Origin of the sequence: Polynucleobacter sp. UB-Raua-W9 (genome assembly GCF_018687435.1) — a bacterium.
Lineage (GTDB): Bacteria > Pseudomonadota > Gammaproteobacteria > Burkholderiales > Burkholderiaceae > Polynucleobacter.
Window position 1 is genome coordinate 920,922 of record NZ_CP061290.1, and the last position, 21,497, is coordinate 942,418.

General features: G+C 44.0%; 24 protein-coding genes and 2 tRNA genes. 7 read left to right on the forward strand and 19 right to left on the reverse strand.

The window, feature by feature from the left end:
• Positions 1-48: 48 nt before the first annotated feature.
• The 6 genes from AOC07_RS04770 to AOC07_RS04795 form a co-directional block, all read right to left on the reverse strand.
• Positions 49-600 (reverse strand): hypothetical protein, encoded by a 552-nt coding sequence (locus AOC07_RS04770; RefSeq protein WP_215356836.1) that lies wholly within the window; start codon positions 598-600, stop codon positions 49-51.
• 2 nt (positions 601-602) lie between these two features.
• Positions 603-1,325: a hypothetical protein gene (locus AOC07_RS04775; RefSeq protein WP_215356838.1), complete on the reverse strand. Its 723-nt coding sequence runs from the start codon at positions 1,323-1,325 to the stop codon at positions 603-605.
• 28 nt (positions 1,326-1,353) lie between these two features.
• Positions 1,354-1,950, reverse strand: a complete 597-nt coding sequence (locus AOC07_RS04780) for a hypothetical protein (protein ID WP_215356839.1) — start codon at positions 1,948-1,950, stop codon at positions 1,354-1,356.
• Positions 1,950-2,234: a hypothetical protein gene (locus AOC07_RS04785; protein ID WP_215356840.1), complete on the reverse strand. Its 285-nt coding sequence runs from the start codon at positions 2,232-2,234 to the stop codon at positions 1,950-1,952. The genes AOC07_RS04780 and AOC07_RS04785 overlap by 1 nt, the downstream gene beginning before the upstream one ends.
• Before the next feature lie 258 nt (positions 2,235-2,492).
• Positions 2,493-2,888, reverse strand: coding sequence for a surface-adhesin E family protein (locus tag AOC07_RS04790; RefSeq protein ID WP_215356841.1), 396 nt, complete (start codon positions 2,886-2,888; stop codon positions 2,493-2,495).
• Positions 2,889-2,896: 8 nt separating this feature from the next.
• Complete coding sequence (locus AOC07_RS04795; RefSeq protein ID WP_215356842.1) at positions 2,897-3,454, reverse strand: hypothetical protein; 558 nt, start codon at positions 3,452-3,454, stop codon at positions 2,897-2,899.
• A gap of 84 nt (positions 3,455-3,538) precedes the next feature.
• On the opposite strand from AOC07_RS04795, the gene AOC07_RS04800 reads away from it, so the two are divergent.
• Positions 3,539-3,853, forward strand: a complete 315-nt coding sequence (locus AOC07_RS04800; protein WP_215356843.1) for a helix-turn-helix domain-containing protein — start codon at positions 3,539-3,541, stop codon at positions 3,851-3,853.
• Between the two features lie 421 nt (positions 3,854-4,274).
• Here AOC07_RS04800 and AOC07_RS04805 read toward each other — a convergent pair whose 3' ends face one another.
• The 4 genes from AOC07_RS04805 to AOC07_RS04820 all read right to left on the reverse strand — a co-directional run bounded on the left by AOC07_RS04805 (position 4,275) and on the right by AOC07_RS04820 (position 7,419).
• Positions 4,275-4,526, reverse strand: a complete 252-nt coding sequence (locus AOC07_RS04805; RefSeq protein WP_215356844.1) for a hypothetical protein — start codon at positions 4,524-4,526, stop codon at positions 4,275-4,277.
• A gap of 151 nt (positions 4,527-4,677) precedes the next feature.
• Positions 4,678-6,765, reverse strand: a complete 2,088-nt coding sequence (locus tag AOC07_RS04810; RefSeq protein ID WP_215356847.1) for an AAA family ATPase — start codon at positions 6,763-6,765, stop codon at positions 4,678-4,680.
• Between the two features lie 464 nt (positions 6,766-7,229).
• Positions 7,230-7,306: transfer RNA gene (locus AOC07_RS04815), tRNA-Arg, on the reverse strand.
• A 36-nt stretch (positions 7,307-7,342) separates the two neighbouring features.
• Positions 7,343-7,419, reverse strand: a tRNA-Pro gene (locus AOC07_RS04820).
• Positions 7,420-7,479: 60 nt separating this feature from the next.
• On the opposite strand from AOC07_RS04820, the gene AOC07_RS04825 reads away from it, so the two are divergent.
• Together AOC07_RS04825 and AOC07_RS04830 are read left to right on the forward strand one after the other, a co-directional pair.
• Positions 7,480-7,848, forward strand: a complete 369-nt coding sequence (locus tag AOC07_RS04825) for a hypothetical protein (RefSeq protein ID WP_215356849.1) — start codon at positions 7,480-7,482, stop codon at positions 7,846-7,848.
• A 180-nt stretch (positions 7,849-8,028) separates the two neighbouring features.
• The gene (locus AOC07_RS04830) at positions 8,029-10,029 is read left to right on the forward strand and encodes a TonB-dependent receptor (RefSeq protein ID WP_251371626.1); all 2,001 of its coding nucleotides are present in this window, start codon (positions 8,029-8,031) and stop codon (positions 10,027-10,029) included.
• Positions 10,030-10,035: 6 nt separating this feature from the next.
• On the opposite strand, the gene AOC07_RS04835 is transcribed toward AOC07_RS04830, so the two are convergent.
• The 5 genes from AOC07_RS04835 to AOC07_RS04855 form a co-directional block, all read right to left on the reverse strand.
• Entirely contained in the window at positions 10,036-10,560 is a 525-nt protein-coding gene (locus tag AOC07_RS04835; RefSeq protein WP_215294233.1) for a chromate transporter, read from the reverse strand.
• Positions 10,561-10,563: 3 nt separating this feature from the next.
• Positions 10,564-11,127: a chromate transporter gene (locus tag AOC07_RS04840; RefSeq protein ID WP_215356853.1), complete on the reverse strand. Its 564-nt coding sequence runs from the start codon at positions 11,125-11,127 to the stop codon at positions 10,564-10,566.
• The gene (locus AOC07_RS04845; RefSeq protein ID WP_215356854.1) at positions 11,124-11,951 is read right to left on the reverse strand and encodes a hypothetical protein; all 828 of its coding nucleotides are present in this window, start codon (positions 11,949-11,951) and stop codon (positions 11,124-11,126) included. The genes AOC07_RS04840 and AOC07_RS04845 overlap by 4 nt, the downstream gene beginning before the upstream one ends.
• A 47-nt stretch (positions 11,952-11,998) precedes the next feature.
• The gene (gene ppk2 / locus AOC07_RS04850; protein WP_215294236.1) at positions 11,999-12,904 is read right to left on the reverse strand and encodes a polyphosphate kinase 2; all 906 of its coding nucleotides are present in this window, start codon (positions 12,902-12,904) and stop codon (positions 11,999-12,001) included.
• Positions 12,905-12,968: 64 nt separating this feature from the next.
• Positions 12,969-13,643 (reverse strand): 1-acyl-sn-glycerol-3-phosphate acyltransferase, encoded by a 675-nt coding sequence (locus AOC07_RS04855; RefSeq protein WP_251371627.1) that lies wholly within the window; start codon positions 13,641-13,643, stop codon positions 12,969-12,971.
• 205 nt (positions 13,644-13,848) lie between these two features.
• Here AOC07_RS04855 and AOC07_RS04860 point away from each other — a divergent pair, with 205 nt between their 5' ends.
• The 4 genes from AOC07_RS04860 to AOC07_RS04875 are packed head-to-tail and all read left to right on the forward strand — an operon-like array spanning position 13,849 to position 17,070.
• Positions 13,849-14,658 (forward strand): UDP-2,3-diacylglucosamine diphosphatase, encoded by an 810-nt coding sequence (locus AOC07_RS04860; RefSeq protein WP_371816708.1) that lies wholly within the window; start codon positions 13,849-13,851, stop codon positions 14,656-14,658.
• Positions 14,655-15,683 carry a glycosyltransferase family 1 protein gene (locus tag AOC07_RS04865; RefSeq protein WP_215294238.1) on the forward strand — a complete coding sequence of 343 codons (1,029 nt, stop codon included), beginning with the start codon at positions 14,655-14,657 and terminating at the stop codon, positions 15,681-15,683. The genes AOC07_RS04860 and AOC07_RS04865 overlap by 4 nt, the downstream gene beginning before the upstream one ends.
• 12 nt (positions 15,684-15,695) lie before the next feature.
• Positions 15,696-16,100, forward strand: coding sequence for a diacylglycerol kinase (locus AOC07_RS04870; protein WP_215294239.1), 405 nt, complete (start codon positions 15,696-15,698; stop codon positions 16,098-16,100).
• Between the two features lie 43 nt (positions 16,101-16,143).
• Positions 16,144-17,070 (forward strand): GNAT family N-acetyltransferase, encoded by a 927-nt coding sequence (locus AOC07_RS04875; protein WP_371816709.1) that lies wholly within the window; start codon positions 16,144-16,146, stop codon positions 17,068-17,070.
• A 12-nt stretch (positions 17,071-17,082) separates the two neighbouring features.
• Here AOC07_RS04875 and AOC07_RS04880 read toward each other — a convergent pair whose 3' ends face one another.
• The 4 genes from AOC07_RS04880 to AOC07_RS04890 form a co-directional block, all read right to left on the reverse strand.
• Positions 17,083-18,564, reverse strand: coding sequence for a Ppx/GppA phosphatase family protein (locus AOC07_RS04880; protein WP_215358477.1), 1,482 nt, complete (start codon positions 18,562-18,564; stop codon positions 17,083-17,085).
• A gap of 180 nt (positions 18,565-18,744) precedes the next feature.
• Positions 18,745-18,975, reverse strand: a complete 231-nt coding sequence (locus tag AOC07_RS09450) for a GDCCVxC domain-containing (seleno)protein (RefSeq protein ID WP_305848893.1) — start codon at positions 18,973-18,975, stop codon at positions 18,745-18,747.
• 36 nt (positions 18,976-19,011) lie between these two features.
• Positions 19,012-19,728: an MgtC/SapB family protein gene (locus tag AOC07_RS04885; protein WP_215356856.1), complete on the reverse strand. Its 717-nt coding sequence runs from the start codon at positions 19,726-19,728 to the stop codon at positions 19,012-19,014.
• Positions 19,729-19,745: 17 nt separating this feature from the next.
• Positions 19,746-21,491, reverse strand: a complete 1,746-nt coding sequence (locus AOC07_RS04890) for an alkaline phosphatase (protein WP_215356857.1) — start codon at positions 21,489-21,491, stop codon at positions 19,746-19,748.
• Between the last annotated feature and the right edge of the window lie 6 nt (positions 21,492-21,497).

Below are 21,497 nucleotides of genomic sequence, written 5' to 3' on the forward strand. Positions count from 1 at the left end.
CTGTCTACTTTATAACAATTAATGTGCTGATAAGAATAAATAAATCTTTTAACTACCTCGCAATTCGCGCTCAGAAGCTTCAACCTCTTCATCTGTAATCTTGGTACCAGTTACCTTAAGCCAAAGGTCAAAGTCTTCAAGACGCTTCATAAGAGCATAAGAAGTAGCGCGAGCTATCTGTGTGTCCATTTGGTCAAACTTATTGATGTACTCAAAGTCTCTTAACAGCGCGTGGTGCATGTACTGCGGTAGTGGTTCTTTGTACTTGGCTTGCCACTGAACTTGAAACGCAGCCATTACGGAAGCCATCACCTTCATCATTTCTGGGTCTTTGGCCTTAAGTGCATCAATACGGTCCAAGATATTTGCGCCATCTTGAACAAAGTCTCTCTTAAGGTCAGGCGCATATCTTGCATACAAATCATCATCAATAGCCTCTCTGGCCTTACGATTCTGTATGTTTGACTGCCAGTTCAAAACAAAGGCACCCACACCAATAACTACAGGCACCCAAGTTGGCACAGCCCCAAAAAATGAAAGCACAGCCAGAATGCCAGCTATCCAGTACCCTGATTTATAGATTTTTGCTGTATCGGTCATTTTTAATTCTGAGGTAGGCGGTTTGTAAATTTCTTCAACATTTCGTTATTAGTATCCTTTAATGGTTCATAAAATTCCGAAGATTCCATTTCTTTGATAGCTGAATACCTTGTCAAAAGTCCTATGATCATGCGTGAAAATAAGATTTGACCTTTCAAGTCTAGCTCTTCTTTAACTATTGGATCCTCTTCGACATCAATTTTGGCGCTTACCTCCAAAACATTTCTTAACGGAAACAAGGTACTATTTACATTAAATTCTTCAGCCTGTTTTTCCAAATTCATTTGTTGAATTTCATAAGCCGTCGATTTAATTAAATTCTTCTGTTCTGTATTGTGATTATCGGAAACCACAAGGAACCAATAAAGCATTAAACCCAACATAAAGCAGGTAGATAGGGTTGCACTAGCCCCACTAAAGATTAAGACGCAACTTAAAATTACAAAACTCACAATTGCATACATGTTAGTGGGTACATTTTTAGATGAAAACTCATCTGTGGCTTTTTTATACCAACCAATGTTTCTGTTATTGACAACACTTAAAGAGTAAATTTTTCTCAGCATTCTTAGCTTAGCCTGAAAGTCAAAGCTATCTTCATGCGACAGTCTGGCTTCACACTTTCTTTGAAAGTCGTTTAATTTTTCAGACTTTTGATAAAGCTCTTCGTTAACAGCAGATAAAGTCCAACCGGAAGGTTCGGTATTTGTGTTGGGCTTGTCCATAAACGTTTTTCGCTTTCGCTAAATATTTTTAATCTGATCCGAGCTGTTCTTTAGCTTTTTGATTAGCCCTCAGTATTTCCTCAGCGACATCAACCTCTTCAGCTGTAATTGGCGTCCCAGTAACTTGAAGCCAGTGATCAAAGTCTTCAAACCGATCAATCAGCGCTCTGGATGTTGCAACAGCTCGCTGGTCCTCTGATCCCATGAATTTTTTAATGTACTCAAAGTCTCGGACAATGGCATAAGTAATGTAATGTGGAAGTGGCTGACCGTAATCCTTATCCCATTTTGCAATATAGCCATCAAAAATATCAGCAAAACCAACTGCAAGATCGGGTCCTTCTGCTTCATGCAACGCCGTAATCTTTTCCTCTAAATACTTTTGATCTATCGCGTTATCTCCAGTCAGAACAGGAGCATATCGTTTGTACAAAAGAGCAAGAGCGTCTTGGGCTCCGGCTTCCACTTCGGCTTTCTTGTGTGCCTTAAGCTGCCAATTAAGCACAAAGGCGGAAATCACAATCACTACACCAACCCAAGATGGAACAAAGCCAAAGAAAGCCAGCAATATTAGGATGCCTCCAACCCAATAAGCTGACTTTACGTAGGGCTGGACGTCAGTCATTATTTACACTCGATTGCCATGTCGCGTTTGACGCCAGCAATCATTGTTCCTTGAGTCATCATGGCAACAGTGCCAGATGAGTTGTCGATGATGTTGTAGCCAGAAGGACAAACCTCGCCAGCCCTTTGGTAGCATTCTTCCATACTGCGACCCATGCCACTACAACGCATTGAGTATGCCGTCTTTCCGTTGGGACCAACAAACTTCACTGGCGCTACTGAAGCGCATCCAACTACCCCAGCTAAGACGGCCAAAAGGGCAATAGTTATAGGTTTTGTTTTCATTCTTCTATTCTATCCCCGTACAAATTTTGGTTGTATCTTTTGTGGTTAGGCGAACGCCGCCTACCCTCTACAGAAAGCTCAAACTGCCTTTGTGACTCTTATTGGGCCTGTTTCTTTTGTTCTAGCTTGATGAAGCTTATCAAGGCACCAATACAGCAACATCATCAGCGCTTCAGATAAATACAGCCATCAACGTACAACGTTAGGTACCACAGGCTCCATCAATAAAGGGTTGTAGACCAAGACCACTCTCCGAAGCTAAACCTTCAAAGAGCAAATAGTATTTTTCATCACCCAACCGGCTGTTCCATCTAGAGCTGGGCCCCAATTTGCCTTATCGTCGATATAAGCATCAACAATATCTCCGCGGGCGTCTAGCTTAGAATATGCGAATATCTTGGTTGCTCTATCGAGGCCAGTCCTGCAGTTAACCTCTATTTGGGTCTTCTTTGATTTGATTTGGTTGACCTGCCCTGCATTTTTAGAGTAGTTGGACATTTCCCAGTACACGACAACATCCCCAAATCTTTTAACTGATGCACTGTCATATGAGATTATGGTTCCATCTTCTGCTTTGGCAGCAGGCGTCCATACCTCTGAATAGGCTGCAAGAGGCGTAAATAAAAATACAGAAAATAAGATTAACGCCTTCATGCAGTTCATCATCTACAGTTATAACCACCTCGACCATCCGGAGTGCAGTTCATGCCATTGCCTCCGGTAAGACCCGGGGTCAAATTTGTAGTGCTGCCTTGAGTTTGAGCTGCAGAATTGTTGTAGTAGTTTGCGGCCCGCGTGATACCTCCACCAAGGGACTGTAAAAATCCTAAAAAACCACCGCCAGATGATTGGCCCGGCGCGACAAAGCTCGATAATGGTAAAGGATATGGATTAGATGCTGTACCTGCCATTAGCAAAACTTGATTAGTGTTTGCATTCATTACGTAGCACCCAACTAGTGGCGTGCCGTCATTTCCTTTTCCAATTGCGCCATTTGGGGTTCTTGCCTCCCAATAATAGGGATAATTATTACGATGCTGGGATAGCCTACAGGAGCCGCTATATAAAGATACCGTCCCTGTGGCATCAGAACTTGTAGCAAGCACTCTACCCTGACCGGATTCAGGTGGCTGATTGAATGATTGCTGGGGTGGCATTTGACTGCATCCAAAAATTCCAAGTCCAAGCAAACCAATCATTGCTAATTTAATAGGTTTCACTTGAATTTCCCCGTCTTTATAGAATATATAAATACTACGATAATCGTAAGGACAAGACAAGCTTAACCTACGAATATCGTAGGTATGAAGAAGGCCTCATCCAGCCGAACAATATCCCCAATAGGGCCTCGAATACGAGCTGCGCGTATAGCTAAGGATTTTTCCCAAGAAAAGTTAGGAGTACTTATTGGCTTGGAGGAGGGTTCGGCTGGAACTCGAATTAGTCGCTATGAAAATAGCATCCACGAACCAGCGGTTGGAACCTCGATTGCCCTTGCAAAAGCCCTTAATGTTCCGTTAGCCTATCTTTATTGCGAAAGCGATGTATTGGCTGCTCTGATAGTCAATCTTGCGAAACTAAGTCTTGCTGAGTTGCAAAAGATCCAGAAAAAGCTATGACATTAGCTTAGTCAATAAATAATTCTATTTATTTAAAGAGGTATAGATAAAAAGATGGGGGTGCGAAGGACTTGCAAATCATTTTTACCTAAGTCCAGTCCAACCTAAACCTCCCTATCCGCGTATCGAACTTAAGATCCCAATGTCAATAACAGCCGCGAGCCAGTTTTTGCTGCTCTAGTTATGGCTGATTGAAGCAGATACCCGCCACGGTCTTTTATCTGATCAGTAGCCTGTGCCATTACCTGAAGCATCTGAGCCCCGTAGTGGGTTGTAAGTATGGCTCTAGATTGGGGTTTTTGGTATTCAAGAAGTATGCCGCACACACGTTCTCCTTTAACCATTTTTTGCTGATTGACGGGACGCCACATGGGGCAAATAGCAGCGCTACAACGAAGGAACCTTGGGCAGTTGATTGGACTCATTTAACCTCTCGCGGGTCAAACAACGCAATCAACCACTCTGGTATTGGCTCATAGTCAGTTTCTGCAAGCGTCATCATCATTCGATAGGCTTGCTTTTGACTGAGCTTTGCAGCAGGTCGACTTAGCTTAACCTTAATGAAGAAATAATCGTCGGGATGCAGCACTTGTTTTTGATTCTCCCATATTTGCCTAAGCTCGGCCGTCTGATTCAGGGTTAGTATCAAGATAGGATTACGTAGATCGTTCATGATCTTTCTTTCAATAAATAGAGTTATTTCCACTCTTTCGCACTATTTCTAGTTATTTCCGAAAGAGCGAAAAAGAGATAAGGAATGGGTGTGCTTTGCACCCCATTCTTTCGAGGTTGTTTCTTCCATTTCCATTTCTTAAGGGAAGAAACTACTCGAAAACATCAAAATCAGCTGCAGGCTTCAACCGATAAACTTCTTTAGTATTTGCTGATATGGTGGCGCCATCAGCCCTTGCATCTTTAGTGCTCATAATTTCTAATCTCTGATCAGCAACCAATTTAGCCAAAATACCGCCCAGCTTTTGATAAGCGTTACCAGTACTCATTCCGGTTAGGGTCCCAATTAACGTCTTAGGGATATATATATGTCCGGACTTATGCAGTGCATTAAGAACATTGTTCTCATCTCGAGTTAACTGAGCATTCTGTGAGGCAACTTTTCGGTTTTGCTCTGAAGATTTTTCAATTGAGCCGATTCTGTATGACTCTTTTAAAGCTTGACCTAAACGATTTTTGACATTGATCTCATAGCGCTGGGTAGTAAAAGAGACCTCATTGAAGTCGACCTCATATCGCTTTTTATCGAGAATTAAAAAGCGTCTACCCTCATCAGCTTTATCATCCGTTACTACAAATCCAGTGCCATTTGCATCGGCGCCAAATGCAGAGGCACCCCTAGCACTAAGCTCACTTACATTAGCCCGATTCATAGCCTTACTGATATGTGCAATTAACCAGAGACTGGCGCCGGTATCGGAGCATGCCGACTTAATTTTGGATATGAATTTGGATACTTCAGAGTTATTATTTTCGTCATCCAAATCTAAGCTAGCAGCAACTGTATCGGCAACAATTAGTACAGGAATCAAAACATCATTGCCGTTAACGTCCTTCATATACATCTTGTTATCACTGGCAAAATTAATAATGAGTTGAGCGATGTCGTCCTTGCTCATGCGATGCGTTTCACGAATCTTGAACCGCTGGTTCATCTCGGTAGTATCGATCTTCACCCCATAATGCTTACGTAAACCAGAAAGAATACGCACAGCTTGTTTTTTATCTTCGGTGAGATATAGCACCGGGCGGCACAGGATCGGCTTTAAAGGGTGATCATCAGCGCAGATATGAGCAGCCAAAGCAGCCAATGGAAGTAATAAGGTCGTCTTTCCAATGCCACTTTGCCCAGACAGAACAAAAATTCCTTCGGCAATAAATCCATCAACTACATACTCTGTTGCGGATGTTTCCTCTAAATCATATTCGGCATCCTCAAAGACCGCTCTATCACATGGGCCATTTTTATTGGCCCAAAATCGCAGTGTTTTATGCGTTGCTAAGCTGCGGCCTCGTATTGGGTCCTTCTTAAATGAATGCCATTGATACTCCAACTCAGAATAACTAGCAGGATCGCCAAAGATTTCAGGGTATTCATGGCCTTGGCTAGACCAGTCATACCAAATATCAAGTCCATCCAAACTACCGCGTTCTTGATGGTGACATATCATGCCCACCTTAATCCAATTTGCCCTACCTGCATCTGGTGGCTTAACGGACATCACCAACTCACGCAACTCTTCTGGGGACATATTGGGATCGCGCTCACTATCAGCAGCAAATGCATCGTAGTGTTGCTGCCACAGGCGTTGATAGCGATCAAACAAACCAAAATCTAAACTGGAGCCATCCAATGGTTTGCTAAATTGATTATCAACATCGCCCGTTAATGCAATAAAAGCATTGGTAGAAAAAACCTCAACCCCAAAGTCATGGCATTTAAAGTCCTCTATTGGCTCATCCGAAAGGGTGAAGATATGCTTGCCAGTTCCGCTTACCGACGTTTCAACAAAGCCACAAAGACCGTTTAATAGCGTTAGATGGTGGGACTTAATGCATGAACCCGATTCGTAAACTCCATCCAAATCAACCCCAATCAGATAGCGCCCACCAATCATCGGCGAACCTTTAAAACAAATCCCGATGCCATGAAGGTTTGACTGGGAGCTTAGCAACTCCTCAGCTTGATCGAATGTTACAAAGTCATTCGGGTTGTTCCAGTCCGTAGCCTTGTATGTTCTTGGGTTGATTGCCTGCTTTCGCCATTTAGATTTTCCATCTACTGGTGGCACTAGTTTGTAAGGCACAAAAGCCTTAAGGGGCCGCATTGATTCGGGGATTGAATCGTATGAAGGTTTTTTGAGGCGCACTGCTCCTACATCAGTCTTTGAATTGCTCATTTAATCAGTCTCTCTATGAATCCAAGTCGTTCTATTTCGGATTCTTTGTCGACTCCCACTCGAGATAAGTTCGAGCCGTCAACCTATACAAAACAATCGCATCCGATATGTTTTGGGGCTTGGCTCCACTGGTACGACTTTTAACCAGCTTCTGCACTTGGGCGCCCACAGCCCTGACTTTTTAGACTTTTTTCAGCTGGAGACTTATTTATTGTCGGCCTAGCCTACCGACGCTTCTTACCTAATAACAATAATGCAAAAAATAGGGGGTAAATATTAGGTATCTCAAAATAAATTTAGCTTTTACGCAAAACAATGGCCCCCATGCCAAAAATTGGTCAGGAAATGGTCAGGATTTTCCCAATTTGGTCAGGAATTCTTGTATAAATAGATTTGGTACAGGAAAGTGAATTTGCAACAATGGCTGCTAAGGCCTTGTATTTACTGAGGACAGATTGGATAGTTGGCCTGCCCAGCACGATTCGAACGTGCGACCTACGCCTTAGAAGGGCGTTGCTCTATCCAGCTGAGCTATGGGCAGTTATATGCTGGGTGTAACTAGAACAATAAGGGAAAGTGGTCGGAGTACAAGGATTCGAACCTTGGACCCCCTGCTCCCAAAGCAGGTGCGCTACCAGGCTGCGCTACACTCCGACGGAACCGATATTCTACACTGACAGGGCAATTACAGGCAAATCCTGTAAGATTCGTTGCATGGTTGCCTATTTTTCCAGCAAATATGTGAAGCGTTTTCAAGCTACTTTTTCAGTAGCTTTACTCCTCTTTTGTCTGCTAGGAACCCATTGGGTTGGCTTTGCTCATGGCATTTCTCATTCGGGCTTACAAAGCCTAAGTATTGAAAAATGCTCTGCTGCTGATTCAGATGGCAGCATTACTCATAGTTCCGATGCCTGCCATTTATATGATGCTCTGACATTGGCTGGATTTATTCCTGTTGCCAACTCTGAAGTAGTTGCCCCCTCTGTCAATACCTCAGCGATGATTCTCCCTGCAGAACTGATTCTCATTGAATCGACTTCTGCTGCATACCAATCACGCGCTCCCCCTTCTTTTATTCTCTGATCGCCATAGTAGCCTGGGCACTTCCCTGGGCTTTTGATTGAAGCAGCATCTTCTCTAGATTCTGCTGGGAATGAAAGATCATCAATGTATTCCAAGCGTCATTTGTTTTGTTATAAGGCACTTTTGTGCATTGTATTTTCTGGGCTATTACTAAGTTCAGTTGGCGCACAAACATCCAATTTGGAAATTACCGCCACTGGATCGCAAGAGGCAACCCAAAGCATCCTAACCCCAATTAAAGTTTTACAGGGTGATGAGCTATTAAACAAACTGGGATCCACTTTAGGAGCAACACTTGCAAATGAATTGGGCGTATCTGCCACAGGTTATGGCGCTGGATCTTCTCGTCCCGTCATACGAGGGCTTGAGGGCTCAAGAGTACAAATTTTGCAAAATGGTCTTTCTGTTGGTGATGTATCCAATATTTCCCAAGACCATGCTGTTGGCAATAATATGCAAAATGCGCACCAGGTTGAGATCTTAAGAGGTGCTGCCGCCCTACTGTATGGATCAGGTTCCAGCGGTGGATTAGTCAACGTGGTAAATGATCGTATTTTGACCAACCTTCCTGATAGACCAACAGGAGCAATCAACACCAGTTATGAAACTGTCAACAATGGCCGCGCTGGTTCACTCGAGGTAGATGGCGCTCATGGCTCGGTTGCTGTGCATGTCGACACCGCTATTAACAACGCCAATAATTACCGCATACCTGGCAGTTCGACTCAATCACAAGGCGAACCTGTCGGAGCTTGGACTGTTCCTCCAGCAGGTAATGGTGGCAATAACTTCACGGGAAAACTGCCGAATAGCTACAGTAATCAAAATAATTTAGGCCTTGGGGTTTCTTATATTGGGGAGAATGGCTATACCGGTGTTTCGGTCGAGCGCTTAAACAATAACTACGGCATACCAACGCCAGAGGGCGGCTCAATCAATCAATCACAGAATCGTTATGATTTACAACACCAAACACGTGATCCATTGGATGGGTTTTCATCATTGAAATTTAGCGCTGCTAATAGTAATTACAACCATACTGAATTTAATAACACCGGCGAAGCTACGGCACTCTGGAAAAATCTTGCCAATGAGGTGCGCTTTGAACTAGTGCATAACCCTCTTCTAGGCTGGAAAGGTAGCTTTGGTGCGCAAGTTACGACTGCTTCTCTGAATGCATCACAGATCGGCACGGGAAGTTATGCCATCGTTCCACCAACCAAAACTCTTTCAAATGCTTTATTTTGGATTGAGGAAGGCAAGTGGAATTCTCTTCAGGGTAACTTGGGGTTACGTTACAACAATGTCGCGCAAAATCCGAATACTTCAACGCCCCTAGTGTCGCAAGATACCGCTGCGGGAACGCAAACTCCAAGCATTACTTTGCTAAACCGCAACTTTAATTTGCTGTCGTATTCTGCGGGTGGATTGTGGAGCTTTATAAAAGGCCATGGTATTGGAATTGCCTATACAGTATCGCAACGCGCGCCTAGTGCACAAGAACTCTATTCCTATGGCGCTCATGAATCCACTGCAACGTTTGATATCGGTAACCCAAATTTAAATAAAGAAATCTCAAATAATTTAGAGCTCAATCTGCAAAAAAATATTGGGTTGTTGCGTGGTAAGGCGAGCATCTACGCAAATCGTTTTAACAACTATATTTACGGCTATTACACCGGTAACTCCATTAGCAATGGCGGCCAAGATGGCAATGGTTTTAGTGTCGTCACCTCGCAGCAAGCCGCTGCCACGATTAAAGGGGTTGAAGGTGAATTAACTTATCACTGGCATGAGCAGGGTCTTGGGGGCAGAGTTTTTGGTGACGCTTCTCAGGGAAGTTTTGATGCGGGAGGTAATCTTCCCTTGCAACCTGCGCCAAGACTTGGAGCAGAACTTGCTCATCAACGTAATGGTTGGCTAACGAATGCCACTTATATTTACAGCTATCAACAAAATCGTTTAGCAAGTTGGGAGCAAGGTCCTGCTCCAAGCTATAACTTACTGAATGCTGGGGTCTCTTATACAGAGAGAATTCAGCAAGTAAATTGGACCGTCTACCTCAATATGAAGAACTTACTTAATGAGCAGATTCGGTATGCCACGACACCGATGGCTGTCAGGCTCTACGCTCCACAACCCGGGAGAAGTTTGATGCTTGGGCTGCGGGGAACGTTCTAATGAGGATTAAAAGAACCGAAGCAAAATATAAGAAAACAAACCTGAGCCCAAGATAACAAGCACTGGGTTAATTTTGGTTTTCAGTATGCAGATGAGCGTGATGACCGCTAATCCTAGAGTAATTGGGCTCACGATTGAGGCTTTCGCAACCGCATACACACCAGATGACATGAGGCCAATAGAGATAGGCTCTAGAGCATTCTGTATTGAGCGTCGCCAAGGACTCTCTCCGAAATGATTCCAAAGACGTCCCGCATATAGGCATAAGATGCTGGAAGGTAAGAAGAAGGATAGCAACACCACCCCGGCACCAATTAAACCAGCCACCTGAAAGCCAATCACCAAGACCATCAACATATTGGGCCCAGGTGCTACTTGTCCAATACTGTATATATGAACAAATTGGGTATGGGAGACATTAAATTGTTGAGCTAGCAAGGTTTGCATTTCTGGCAGGACGGCTGTGCCTCCCCCTACTGCCATGATGGAGAGCGCCATAAAAGTGAATGCAAGATTGACGAGTACATTCATAAATCAGTGATCACGATTGGGGCGATAAAGGTAAATGGCGACCGGTGCCATGATCAAGAAGACTAGAGGTAGCGATAGCTTCACAATACTCATGAGGCAAAAAGTAACTGCAATGATGGCAATCGACTTCAATTGCTTCCAATGTTGATCACCAATCCGGTAGGTAATGGCTGCTAACAAACCACATGCGCCAGCCGCAATACCCGCTAATACAAGATTTGCCATGGGATGATCTGTATTGGCAGCATAAAGAGCGCCCAATATCAACACAAAAATTGAACCCGGAAAAATGAGGCCAAGCGTGGCACTAATAACGCCTGCAAGACCACGTAAATGGTCGCCAGAAAGTACGGCGAGGTTTACAGAATTCAATCCCGGCATAGTCTGGCTAATGGCCAGAAAAGCCATAAACTCATCAGAACTCAACCACTTGCGCTTTTCAACCATCAGAATACGTTCGTAAGCAATGATTCCGCCGCCAAAGCTAATCGCGCCTATTAACAAAAATTGGATAAATAAATCACCTAAGGATGGTCGCAGCGATTGCTGATCTGGCGCAACAATCATTCAGGCTTACCGTAGATTAAAGCTGTTTTGGTACTGCCAATTTCAAGCCAATCAGCGAGTTCAATTTGCAGTTTTTTAAAGAATTTGTCTGCCCTCTTGTGGGATTTTTCGTCCGTACGATTGTCGTCGTTAACACGATATGAAAAGGCTAATTCACCAACAATCGGTTCACCTACGCTTTTCATCCAAATTGCAATATCGCAGTGTGCTTGAACGCCATTACCAAACACCAAATTACCGATAGGCAAGCAAGCCTCTAAGATCTTATTAGTATCACCACCAACGATTCTTAATGGCGCTTCTTGATCAGCGTTCAGTTTAGCCAAACCTGGAAAATATTTGCTAACACCACTCAGGGATCGATCAAACAAGTCATCAAGAGGAACTGCATCCAATATAGAATTGTTGGAATAGATTTGACGTCTTGAGCCTAACTCATCACCCCGCAAGATCTCTTCTTTGAGGCGCAGCCGGTGTTTGATGTTCTTCGCTGGAGCGGGATCAAATTTAGCCGACTCTTTTAAATCATGGGTTCTGCATTTCAGGGTTACCTCACACCAGTCATCAACCCAAACATTCTGTCGAGATTCGCGAACACGCAAAATGACGTTATTTTGACGAAAGTCTTCACCGGGGGTGTCATAAAAATAAATGTTGCGTAATCCGGTAGTCGCATTATCCAAGTGGAAAAATCCAACATCACTTTTTTTGCAAAATGCCAGAATTTGATCACTTAATAAAGTAATCCGGCTTCTGCGATCTAAGCCACTTGGCTTAATTAATAACTTGAATTCACGATTCGTGATGGATGAATGCAGCTTCATGAAATAACCCCTCTTTCTAAAGAGAGGTTATCACTATCTCAGAAAAACTAATAGATTTCTGGAACGTACATCTCGGGCGGTACAGGTCCACGCAAGTAGTCTGGATTGTGTACCCGAGCTGGGAGGGTAATTTCAGGATGGGGAATCTCTTGATAAGGGATTTGACTCAGAAAATGGCTGATGCAATTTAAACGCGCTTTTTTCTTATCATTTGCAGCTACAACCCACCATGGAGCTTCGGGAATATGGGTATGCTCCAACATGGTTTCTTTAGCTTTGGTATAGGCCTCCCACAAACGGCGAGCCTCTAAGTCCATTGGACTCAATTTCCACTGCTTTAGCGGGTCATGAATACGCATCATGAAACGGTTGTACTGTTCATCATCAGAAATCGAGAACCAATATTTAATCAGGATGATTCCTGAATTAATCATCATCCGCTCTAAATCTGGGACAGTTCTCAGAAACTCTTGGTACTCATCATCCGTACAAAAGCCCATCACTTTTTCAACGCCAGCACGGTTATACCAACTGCGATCAAAAAGAACGATTTCGCCACCCGCGGGCAATTGAGAAATGTAGCGCTGAAAATACCACTGCGTTTTTTCGCGTTCGTTTGGCGCTGGCAAGGCAACGACCTTACATACACGTGGGTTCAAACGTTGCGTAATACGTTTAATGGCACCGCCCTTACCTGCAGAATCTCGGCCTTCAAAAAGAACAGCAACCTTGACTTTATTAGCAACAACCCAGTCTTGCAGCTTAACGAGCTCACCCTGCAGGCGAAAGAGCTCTTTAAAGTAAACGCTACGAGGGACCGAAGACACCTCTTCACCTTCAGAAGCAAGGCGATCATCGTCTAACTCCATTTCGAGTTCTTCATCCATGCTATCCAGAATTTCTTCTTGAGCACGTTGGTACCACTCGGCCATCTCTTTGTGTTTTGAAGTCATATGATATTTACCAATTAGGGTATTACTTTTAGAACATAGTTATGACATCTATATTACAACGAGCCTAATGACAGTGATTTGCAAGATATTGAGCAATTTGTTCTTGGCTATAAAGAGCAAGTGATTTCCGGTCTGCCTCTGCCTTGGTGGGTGGAAAAAAGCTTAATTCCACACGCAGACTACGATTTTTTAATATGCTGGCCATAGAACCTATTAAGCCCATATCACCGACAAATGCTGGAACCTCAGAATGCTGACCAGTCTCTCGATCAAAATACGCTATAGCCAATGTGCAGACTGGAACTTCAGCTAACACAGCAGCTTCGAATAAGTTTGGCTTAAAAGATTGAACACTTTTGCCAATTGTTGAGGTGCCCTCAGGAAAAATACAAATAGACTGAGTTCTGAGTAATGAGGCCATATCACTAACAACTTGTCTGGCATGTCTTGAGCTATCTCTTTTAATAAAAACAGTGCCAAGTTGTTTTGCCATCCAGCCGAAGATGGGCCACTTTTCAACTTCAGATTTGGCGACAAATCGAATAGGCCTAAAAGCGTTGATGACATGAATATCTACCCAGGACACATGATTGGACGCAAGTAAATATGCGTTACCAGGGATCGCTTCAGGTGAATTTACTAGCAATTGAATGCCAAAAATCTGTAATAAGCGTTTAGACCACCTCTGAATATGTCTATTTTTAGCATCCAAGCTGATGAACGGAAATAAGCTCAGCAAGGTAATTACCCCCCTGATGACGTGGAGCCAAACGAAAACCCAGAGAACGATATAAAGAAAAATGGGGGTATTTCTATCCGAAAGGTGATTTCTGGTGGTCATAAAAGGCATTTATATTGAATATGCTAAATCATAAAGGCATAGTCACAAAAGTGTCTTAGAAATGTCATGAAGCTTTCATAGTGGCTTGGCTTAATACGATTTCATGATGCATTACAGAGCTATCTGGATTTCAGACGTACACCTAGGAACATCAGGGTGTCAGGCAAACTACCTCCTCGATTTTCTAAAGCACAACGAAGCTGATCAGTTCTATTTAGTTGGCGACATCATTGATGGCTGGAGACTAAAAAAGTCTTTTTACTGGCCTCAAGCCCATAACGACGTAGTTCAAAAACTATTACGAAAAGCACGTAAAGGCGCTGAAGTGATCTACGTCCCTGGCAACCATGATGAGAGTGCCAGACAATTCTTCGGCCTCTCTTTTGGTGATGTTAAGGTTGTTGAGGAGTGTATCCACATCACCGTAGATGGTAAAAAACTATGGGTAACCCATGGCGACCTATTTGATGGCGTCATGCAATATGCCAAGTGGCTAGCCTATGTGGGCGACACCATGTATTCCTTCATTCTGTACATCAATCGCTACTTCAATATGTTGCGGGTCAAGATGGGCTTGCAATACTGGTCTCTTTCTCAATACCTTAAACACCAGGTCAAGAATGCTGTCAGCTATATCGCCGACTTCGAGCACATTATGGCAAGAGAAGCACGTCTGCGTGGTTGTGATGGGGTTGTTTGTGGACATATTCACAAAGCAGAGATTCGGGAGATTGATGGCCTACTCTATTGCAACGATGGTGATTGGGTAGAAAGTCTGACCGCATTAGTTGAAACCCATGAGGGAGAGCTCAAAATTATTCATTGGCCGCACATTAAAGGTGAGCCTGTTGAAACTCCAGAAATTGCTTTCCAACCTGTTATTCAACCACTCGTAAAAGAGGCTGTGCTATGAAAATTATGATCATCACCGATGCATGGGATCCACAGGTTAATGGTGTAGTACGCACCCTTAAACAAACCCGCGCCGAATTAACGGCTATGGGTCACGAAGTAGAAATGATCACACCGAACGGCTTTAAATCCATTCCATGCCCCACCTATCCTGATATCGCGCTCTCACTATTTCCGGGTAAAGAAGTAGCTCGTCGCATTAAAGAATTTGCACCAGATGCCATGCATATCGCTACTGAAGGGCCTCTAGGCCTATCGGCACGCTCTTATGCAGTCAAAAACAATCTTCCCTTCTCTACTGCGTATCACACCCGCTTTCCTGAGTATGTCAAAGCGCGCACTGGCATTCCACTTGCCATTACCTACGCATTCATTCGTTGGTTCCATGGCCCATCCATGGCTGTGATGGCGCCAACCATTGTTGTAAAAGACGATTTAGAGAAGTATGGTCTGAATAATGTGGTCTTGTGGTCAAGAGGTGTAGACCTTGATATTTTCAAGATGCAAGAATCAAAAGCCCTTAATACAGCCCACCCAATCTTTTTGTATGTTGGTCGCGTTGCTGTTGAAAAGAATATCAATGCATTCTTGGAAATTGACTTGCCTGGTTCCAAATGGGTAGTTGGCGATGGCCCAGCAATGGCAGGAATCAAAGAAAAATACCCTGAGATCAATTATCTAGGCGTATTGCAGCAACATGAGTTAGCTAAGGTCTACGCTGCTGCTGATGTATTTGTATTCCCAAGCAAAACGGATACCTTTGGTTTGGTGCTATTGGAAGCCATGGCTTGCGGCACACCGGTAGCAGCTTACCCCGTGACAGGTCCGATCGATGTATTGGGCAACTCTCCTGCTGGCGCAATGAATGAAGACTTGCGTGAAGCCTGTATTGCAGCATTGAAGATTCCTCGCGAAGTGGCTCGTGCGCATGCAGAGAAGTTCTCTTGGAGAGCTGCTTCAGAGCAATTCGTTAATCACCTAAAGCCTGTTCCATCAACTGATGTGCATGTCACTGCTCTGGCATAAAGAAGGCCTTCTTTGAGTACCAAATACCACATCAATCAAAATCCTCATAAAGGCAACCGAGGATTAACCAGGGCTTGGCACGCTGCCAAGAACTCTTGGTGTGGTCTTGTCTATGCCTTTTTAGAAGAAAGTGCATTTAGGCAAGAGCTCACTTTATTTGCCTTATTAACGCCTTTTGCGTTTATCTTACCTACAACTTACTTAGAAAAAGCCTTATTAATTTCTTCATTAATGATGGTTTTAGTTGTGGAGTTGTTGAATTCAAGCGTTGAGGCTGCGATCGATCGCATCTCCTTCGAGCATCATGACTTATCCAAAAGAGCCAAGGATTTTGGCTCAGCGGCAGTGATGTTGGCGCTCCTAATAGCCCTTTTAATGTGGTCTGCGGTCTGTATACCGCTTGTCTTAAAACTGTAATAAACGACCACTAAAGTCTCATTAATATTCACCTAGGCTAACTATGTCAGACATTCCGAACCCAATTGGCGCCTTTGAAATTTTCTCAGTAAGAAAAGTAAAGAAGCTTTCTACCTCAAAATTAAATCCAATCAAGAAGTTATCAAAGAAGTTGACTAAGAAGCTCTTTGGCAAAAAGTTTGCAACTAAAGCGCGTGCAGAATTAGCTGCCGTTGAAATTGCTCCAACAGTTAGCCCTACTTCCAAATCCAAGCGTCCTGCATTTCAGATTGAATGGGCAAGCTCCTCTAGTGAAGTGAAAGAAGCGCAAAGATTGCGCTACAAAGTTTTCGCTGAAGAAATGGGTGCAACTCTTGCTCAAAATGCTGAAGGTTTAGATGTCGATGAATTTGATGCCTATTGCGATCATTTGTTGATTCGCGATCAAGACACTTTAAAAGTAGTTGGTACCTATCGCGTTCTGCCTCCTCATAAGGCCCAAGAAATTGGTCGCTTGTATTCTGACGCGGAGTTTGATTTATCCCGCCTGGACCACTTGCGTCCGAAGTTAGTTGAATTGGGTCGTTCATGTGTACACCAAGACTATCGCTCTGGTGCTGTAATCATGGCTTTGTGGAGCGGTCTAGCACAATACATGCAGAAAAATGGCTATGAAATTATGCTCGGCTGCGCAAGCATACCGATGGCTGATGGTGGTCACTTTGCTGCCAGCCTCTTCAACTCCCTCACTGAAGAGCAAATGGCTCCAACTGAGTTCCATGCCTTTCCTCGCCTACCATTGCCATTAGATAAGCTTAATGGCGGACTGGAAGTGGATGCGCCCCCTTTAATTAAGGGTTACCTTAAGCTTGGCGCTAAGATTTGCAGTTCACCGGCTTGGGATCCTGACTTCAATACAGCAGATCTGCTGACGATGTTGCGCTTGTCAGAAATTAATCCGCGCTACGCTAAGCACTTCTTGGGTTTGTAACTACTGTAGTTCTTATTTCAGATTGAGTTCATAAGAACGGCCGATACGACCCCATTCGGCTGCTTCTTTTAATAAACTAAACTCTGTTAATGGGTGTGTTTGAGCCCAATCCTTAGAGATGCTTATCAGATAGGCGCCATCTTTCTCGGATACTTTTACCTTCGGCAAGTCTTCATCACTTCTTCCGCGGCAAAGTACTTGAGCTAAGCGTAGGCAGAACAGCATGCGCCAATCATGAAAACCGGCGTTGTTGGCAAGCTTACCCAGTTTGCCGGTATGGCCTATGAGAAGTGCAGCTAAACGGGCCTGATCATTCTTAGAGAAGCCTGGCATATCGGCATTGCCTGCGATGTAGGCAGAATGCTTGTGATAGCCGTTATGTGAAATGGATAGTCCAATTTCGTGAAGGTTAGCAGCCCACTGCAACAGCGCGATGTTATCAGCCCTGCTCTCTGACTCAGGCTTCGGTAATTGCTGCAAAAACTCACCAGCCAGTTTGCCAACTCGCGTTGCTTGATCACGGTCGGCTGAGTAGCGTTGCATAAATTGTTCAACAGTGACATAACGCATGTCATGGTGCTGAGAGCGGCCTAATAGGTCGTAAAGCACCCCAGTGCGTAAGGCGGCATCGGTGACTTCCATATCTTCAATGCCAAGCTCATCAAATACTGCGAGCATGATCGCTAAACCACCAGGCCAGACAGCCCTTCTATCATCTTTTAATCCCAATAGCTCAACTTGATTGACATGTTCATATTTGAGAAGGTGTTTTTTCATGGCGGCCAAGCCATCACGAGTAATTAAACCGCTGGAAGTATTCACCCGACCCATGGTTAAGCCGTCTCCATGGCCATTAAAGTCATTGGCTGCAATAAGCTCTGCTAGCGCCCTGGCAGTGCCGGACGATCCAATAGCTTGCTTCCAGCCGCTCCTCAGATAAGCCCCCGAAATGACCTGAATCTCACGTCGCGCTGCTAATTCAGCCTCTTTAAATGCATGCATATCAACATTGCCTTTTGGAAAAAAGCGCATGCTGTGAGAAACGCAGCCGATATATAAGCTTTCCATTAGCTTAGGTTCATAGCCCTTACCAATAATAAATTCGGTTGAGCCACCGCCAATATCCACAACTAAGCGGTTACCTTGCACTGCTGGAACTTCATGGGCGGCGCCAATATAAATGAGGCGGGCTTCTTCAACCCCGGCAATCACCTCGATCGGAAAGCCTAAGGCTTGCTGAGCATCGTCCACAAATTGTTGTGCATTTTTAGCAACCCTTAAGGTATTGGTTGCAACGGCGCGCACATTCGATGGATCGAATCCCCGAATACGCTCTCCAAACCGTCTTATCGAAGTTAAACCACGCTGGTAAGCATCATTACCTAAGAGCTTATTTTCTGTAAGACCAGCCGCTAAGCGAACTGAGTCACGTAAGGTGTCGATCGGCCGAAGCTGAGTGCCGGATGGCGTATTGACTGCTTGAGCAACCAACATGCGAAAACTATTGGAGCCTAGATCTACCGCCGCAACTAAGTCGTCTGAGAAAGATGCGGAGTCGTCAGAATGAATTGCCAAAATATTCCCTAAAAAAAGCTGCGCCAAGCAAATATGTCTATTTTATGAAAAAACCGTGACATATTCATGAAATTACAGCCTAGTCTAATAGGGAACGGGCTATGCGGCTAAATTTTGCTCCGCACTGGAGCAATCAAAGTCGCCAAAGCTGCAGAAAATACAGCAATCACCAGACTTTGGTTTCAAGATATTACTGCAGGAACGGCAGCGGTATAAATGCTGAGAGGACCCTCTTGGGACTTCAAGAGCCTCGGTTGCCAGACAATGGGGGCAAGTAATAGTCGAATGTTGTTTTTCTAGGGCGGGATTCACAGTCGTATATTGAGCCATAGATGTTTCAAGAATATGTCAAATCATTGGCCGGATCTAATCGGTTGTACTAGGACTCCAGAAAGCCTGATTCACATAATCTTTTGCCGCAATTGTTGCAATCAGAGCATCCATTTCAGCGCCGTTGACAGCACTAGCCGTTAATACAGCCTGTATCTCTACTTCATCGCTGCCAAATTGATGTACTTCAACATCCTGAGTCTGAAATCCTGCGCCTTCTAATGTGTCGATAAATTGTTTTAGGGCAATTTTTTGAGCATGTTTAGGGGTGATGATGTAAACAGAGTTGGTGACCTCTACAGAATCTGTATCGAGCGGTTGACGATTAATAAAACTCACTACTGGACGCAATAAGGTATTGGCAGCCAACACAAACAATGTAGCCAAGCCCGCTTCCAGAATAAGATCAGCGCCAGCACAAGCTCCAATGGCGCCAGAAGCCCAAAGCGTAGCCGCTGTATTGATACCCCGCACATTACCTTCTTCGCGCATGATCACGCCAGCACCCAAAAAGCCAATGCCTGAGACAACATAAGCCATAACGTGCACCGCGCCATCGTGACCGGTTAAACGATTGGCCGCATCAACAAAAATTGCAGCACCAATTGCAACTAGAATATTGGTTCTTAAGCCAGCTGTTCGTTGCCGGTATTGACGCTCAAGACCAATCAATCCCCCTAAGAAAAATGCGCTTGATAAGCTGATCGCTGTATCGGCCAAGGAGGAAAGATTAATATTGCTGATTGACTCCATTGATCTCTTTTGAAAGATTATTTAGCGCCAAGACCTAGGGTCTGGACCATGATTTTGAACACCTCAGTATTGTCCATAAAGCCTTTGAATTTCTCTGAGCCCGGACCCGTAGCATTAAGAACAGCATCATCAGCGGTATGAACGCCTACGTCTTGGTGAGATGGCAAATTGCCGCCAACATGAATGGCATCCTCTTGTAGTTGCAAATATTTTGAATTAGCAACATATTTTCCATCCTCGCCTTTTACAGCAGGCACAAAAGTACCATCAAGCTTAGGGTGCAGAGTTTCATAATGATCGGGATAGCTTCCGTAGAAAAAAGCCAGTCGCTTAGTAACATCAATTTGATTGGGGTAACCTTGGATATCTGCCTTAGGATAATTGGGGTAGCCAGCATCAGCGTATATGCCCACTTTTTCCCGCAAAGGACCTGGCTTATCGTCATGCACCACGCCACTAATGGAGCCGCTATGCGTATGGTCAGGCGTCACAATGATCAGGGTATCAGGATGGGTCTTGGCAAAGTCTTTTGCCACCTGTACCGCATTACTTAGCATAATAGTATCAAAAGCCGCTCTCTCCCAATCCAAGGGGTGATTGAACTTATCAATTAAGGCCGCCTCAACCATCAAGAAGAAGCCATTCGGGTTCCGAGATAAAACATCAATTGCTGATTGAGTCATCTCGGTTAAATCTGGCTGGTTTGGATATTGGGAGACGGTATTCTTTTTCAAGAATAAGCGATCAAGCGATCCATCCATATTATCTGGATGAAATACGCCAAATAATTTTTTGGTATTTTTATTTTGAGCAGCGGCAATCAATTCTTGCTTAGTCAGGGCTATTTGATAACCATCGGTCTTAAATGTATCAACGAGATTATTCTCATCCTTACGCTTTGATCCTTTGCTAGATTTTGGATAGAAGTAAGCGGATCCACCACCCAAAATGACTTCAGCCTTACTTGCCAGCAATTGATCAGCAATATATTGTTTGTCAGCCCTACGTCTTGTATGGGCCACCATTGCAGCTGGTGTGGCATCTTCTAATTCAGCATCAGACACAATACCTACTGACATCTTTGTTTTGCGCTTGAGCAATTCGGTAATGGTTTCTACTTTAGGATGCGATAAGTTATCGTTGGCACGAGAAACATATACACCCATAGCATTCACAGCAGTTTTGTGACCCGTTGTATAAGCACTCATAGAATTGGCAGAGTCTGTGATGAGTGAATCTGAACCTGACGTGCCAATCATGGCAGTGCTCGGCATGTCATCAAAAGCCAATCTACCTTGATACTTACCTTCTGCAATACCCTTGGAGAGCACCCTTGCTGCTGTTCTGTTAGCGATCGTCATTCCGTCACCAATAAATAAAATGACATTCTTTACTCTGCGCGGGCCACTTGCATAAACATCCCAAGTAACTTGTAGCTTTTCTTGAGGGGTACGTGCTAAGACTTGATATTTTCCAGCTTTTGATAATTGGACATCTCGATAGATGATTGAACTACCTTTACCATTTTCATTGGAGATGAATTCAGATTTTGACAGGATTGCTTTATTAGCAGGCACACCGTTTAATTCAATAAACACTTCTTCTGGCTTGAGCACTTGGCTAAACTCAATTTTGATATCAAATTTAGATCCCGCCAAGATTTCAGCCTGATCAATTGGATAAATTGCTTGCGCATACACGGTACCAATCGATAGGATGCTAAAAATAAATGTAGAGAATTTAACTAGGCGGAGATTATTCATGGGAAA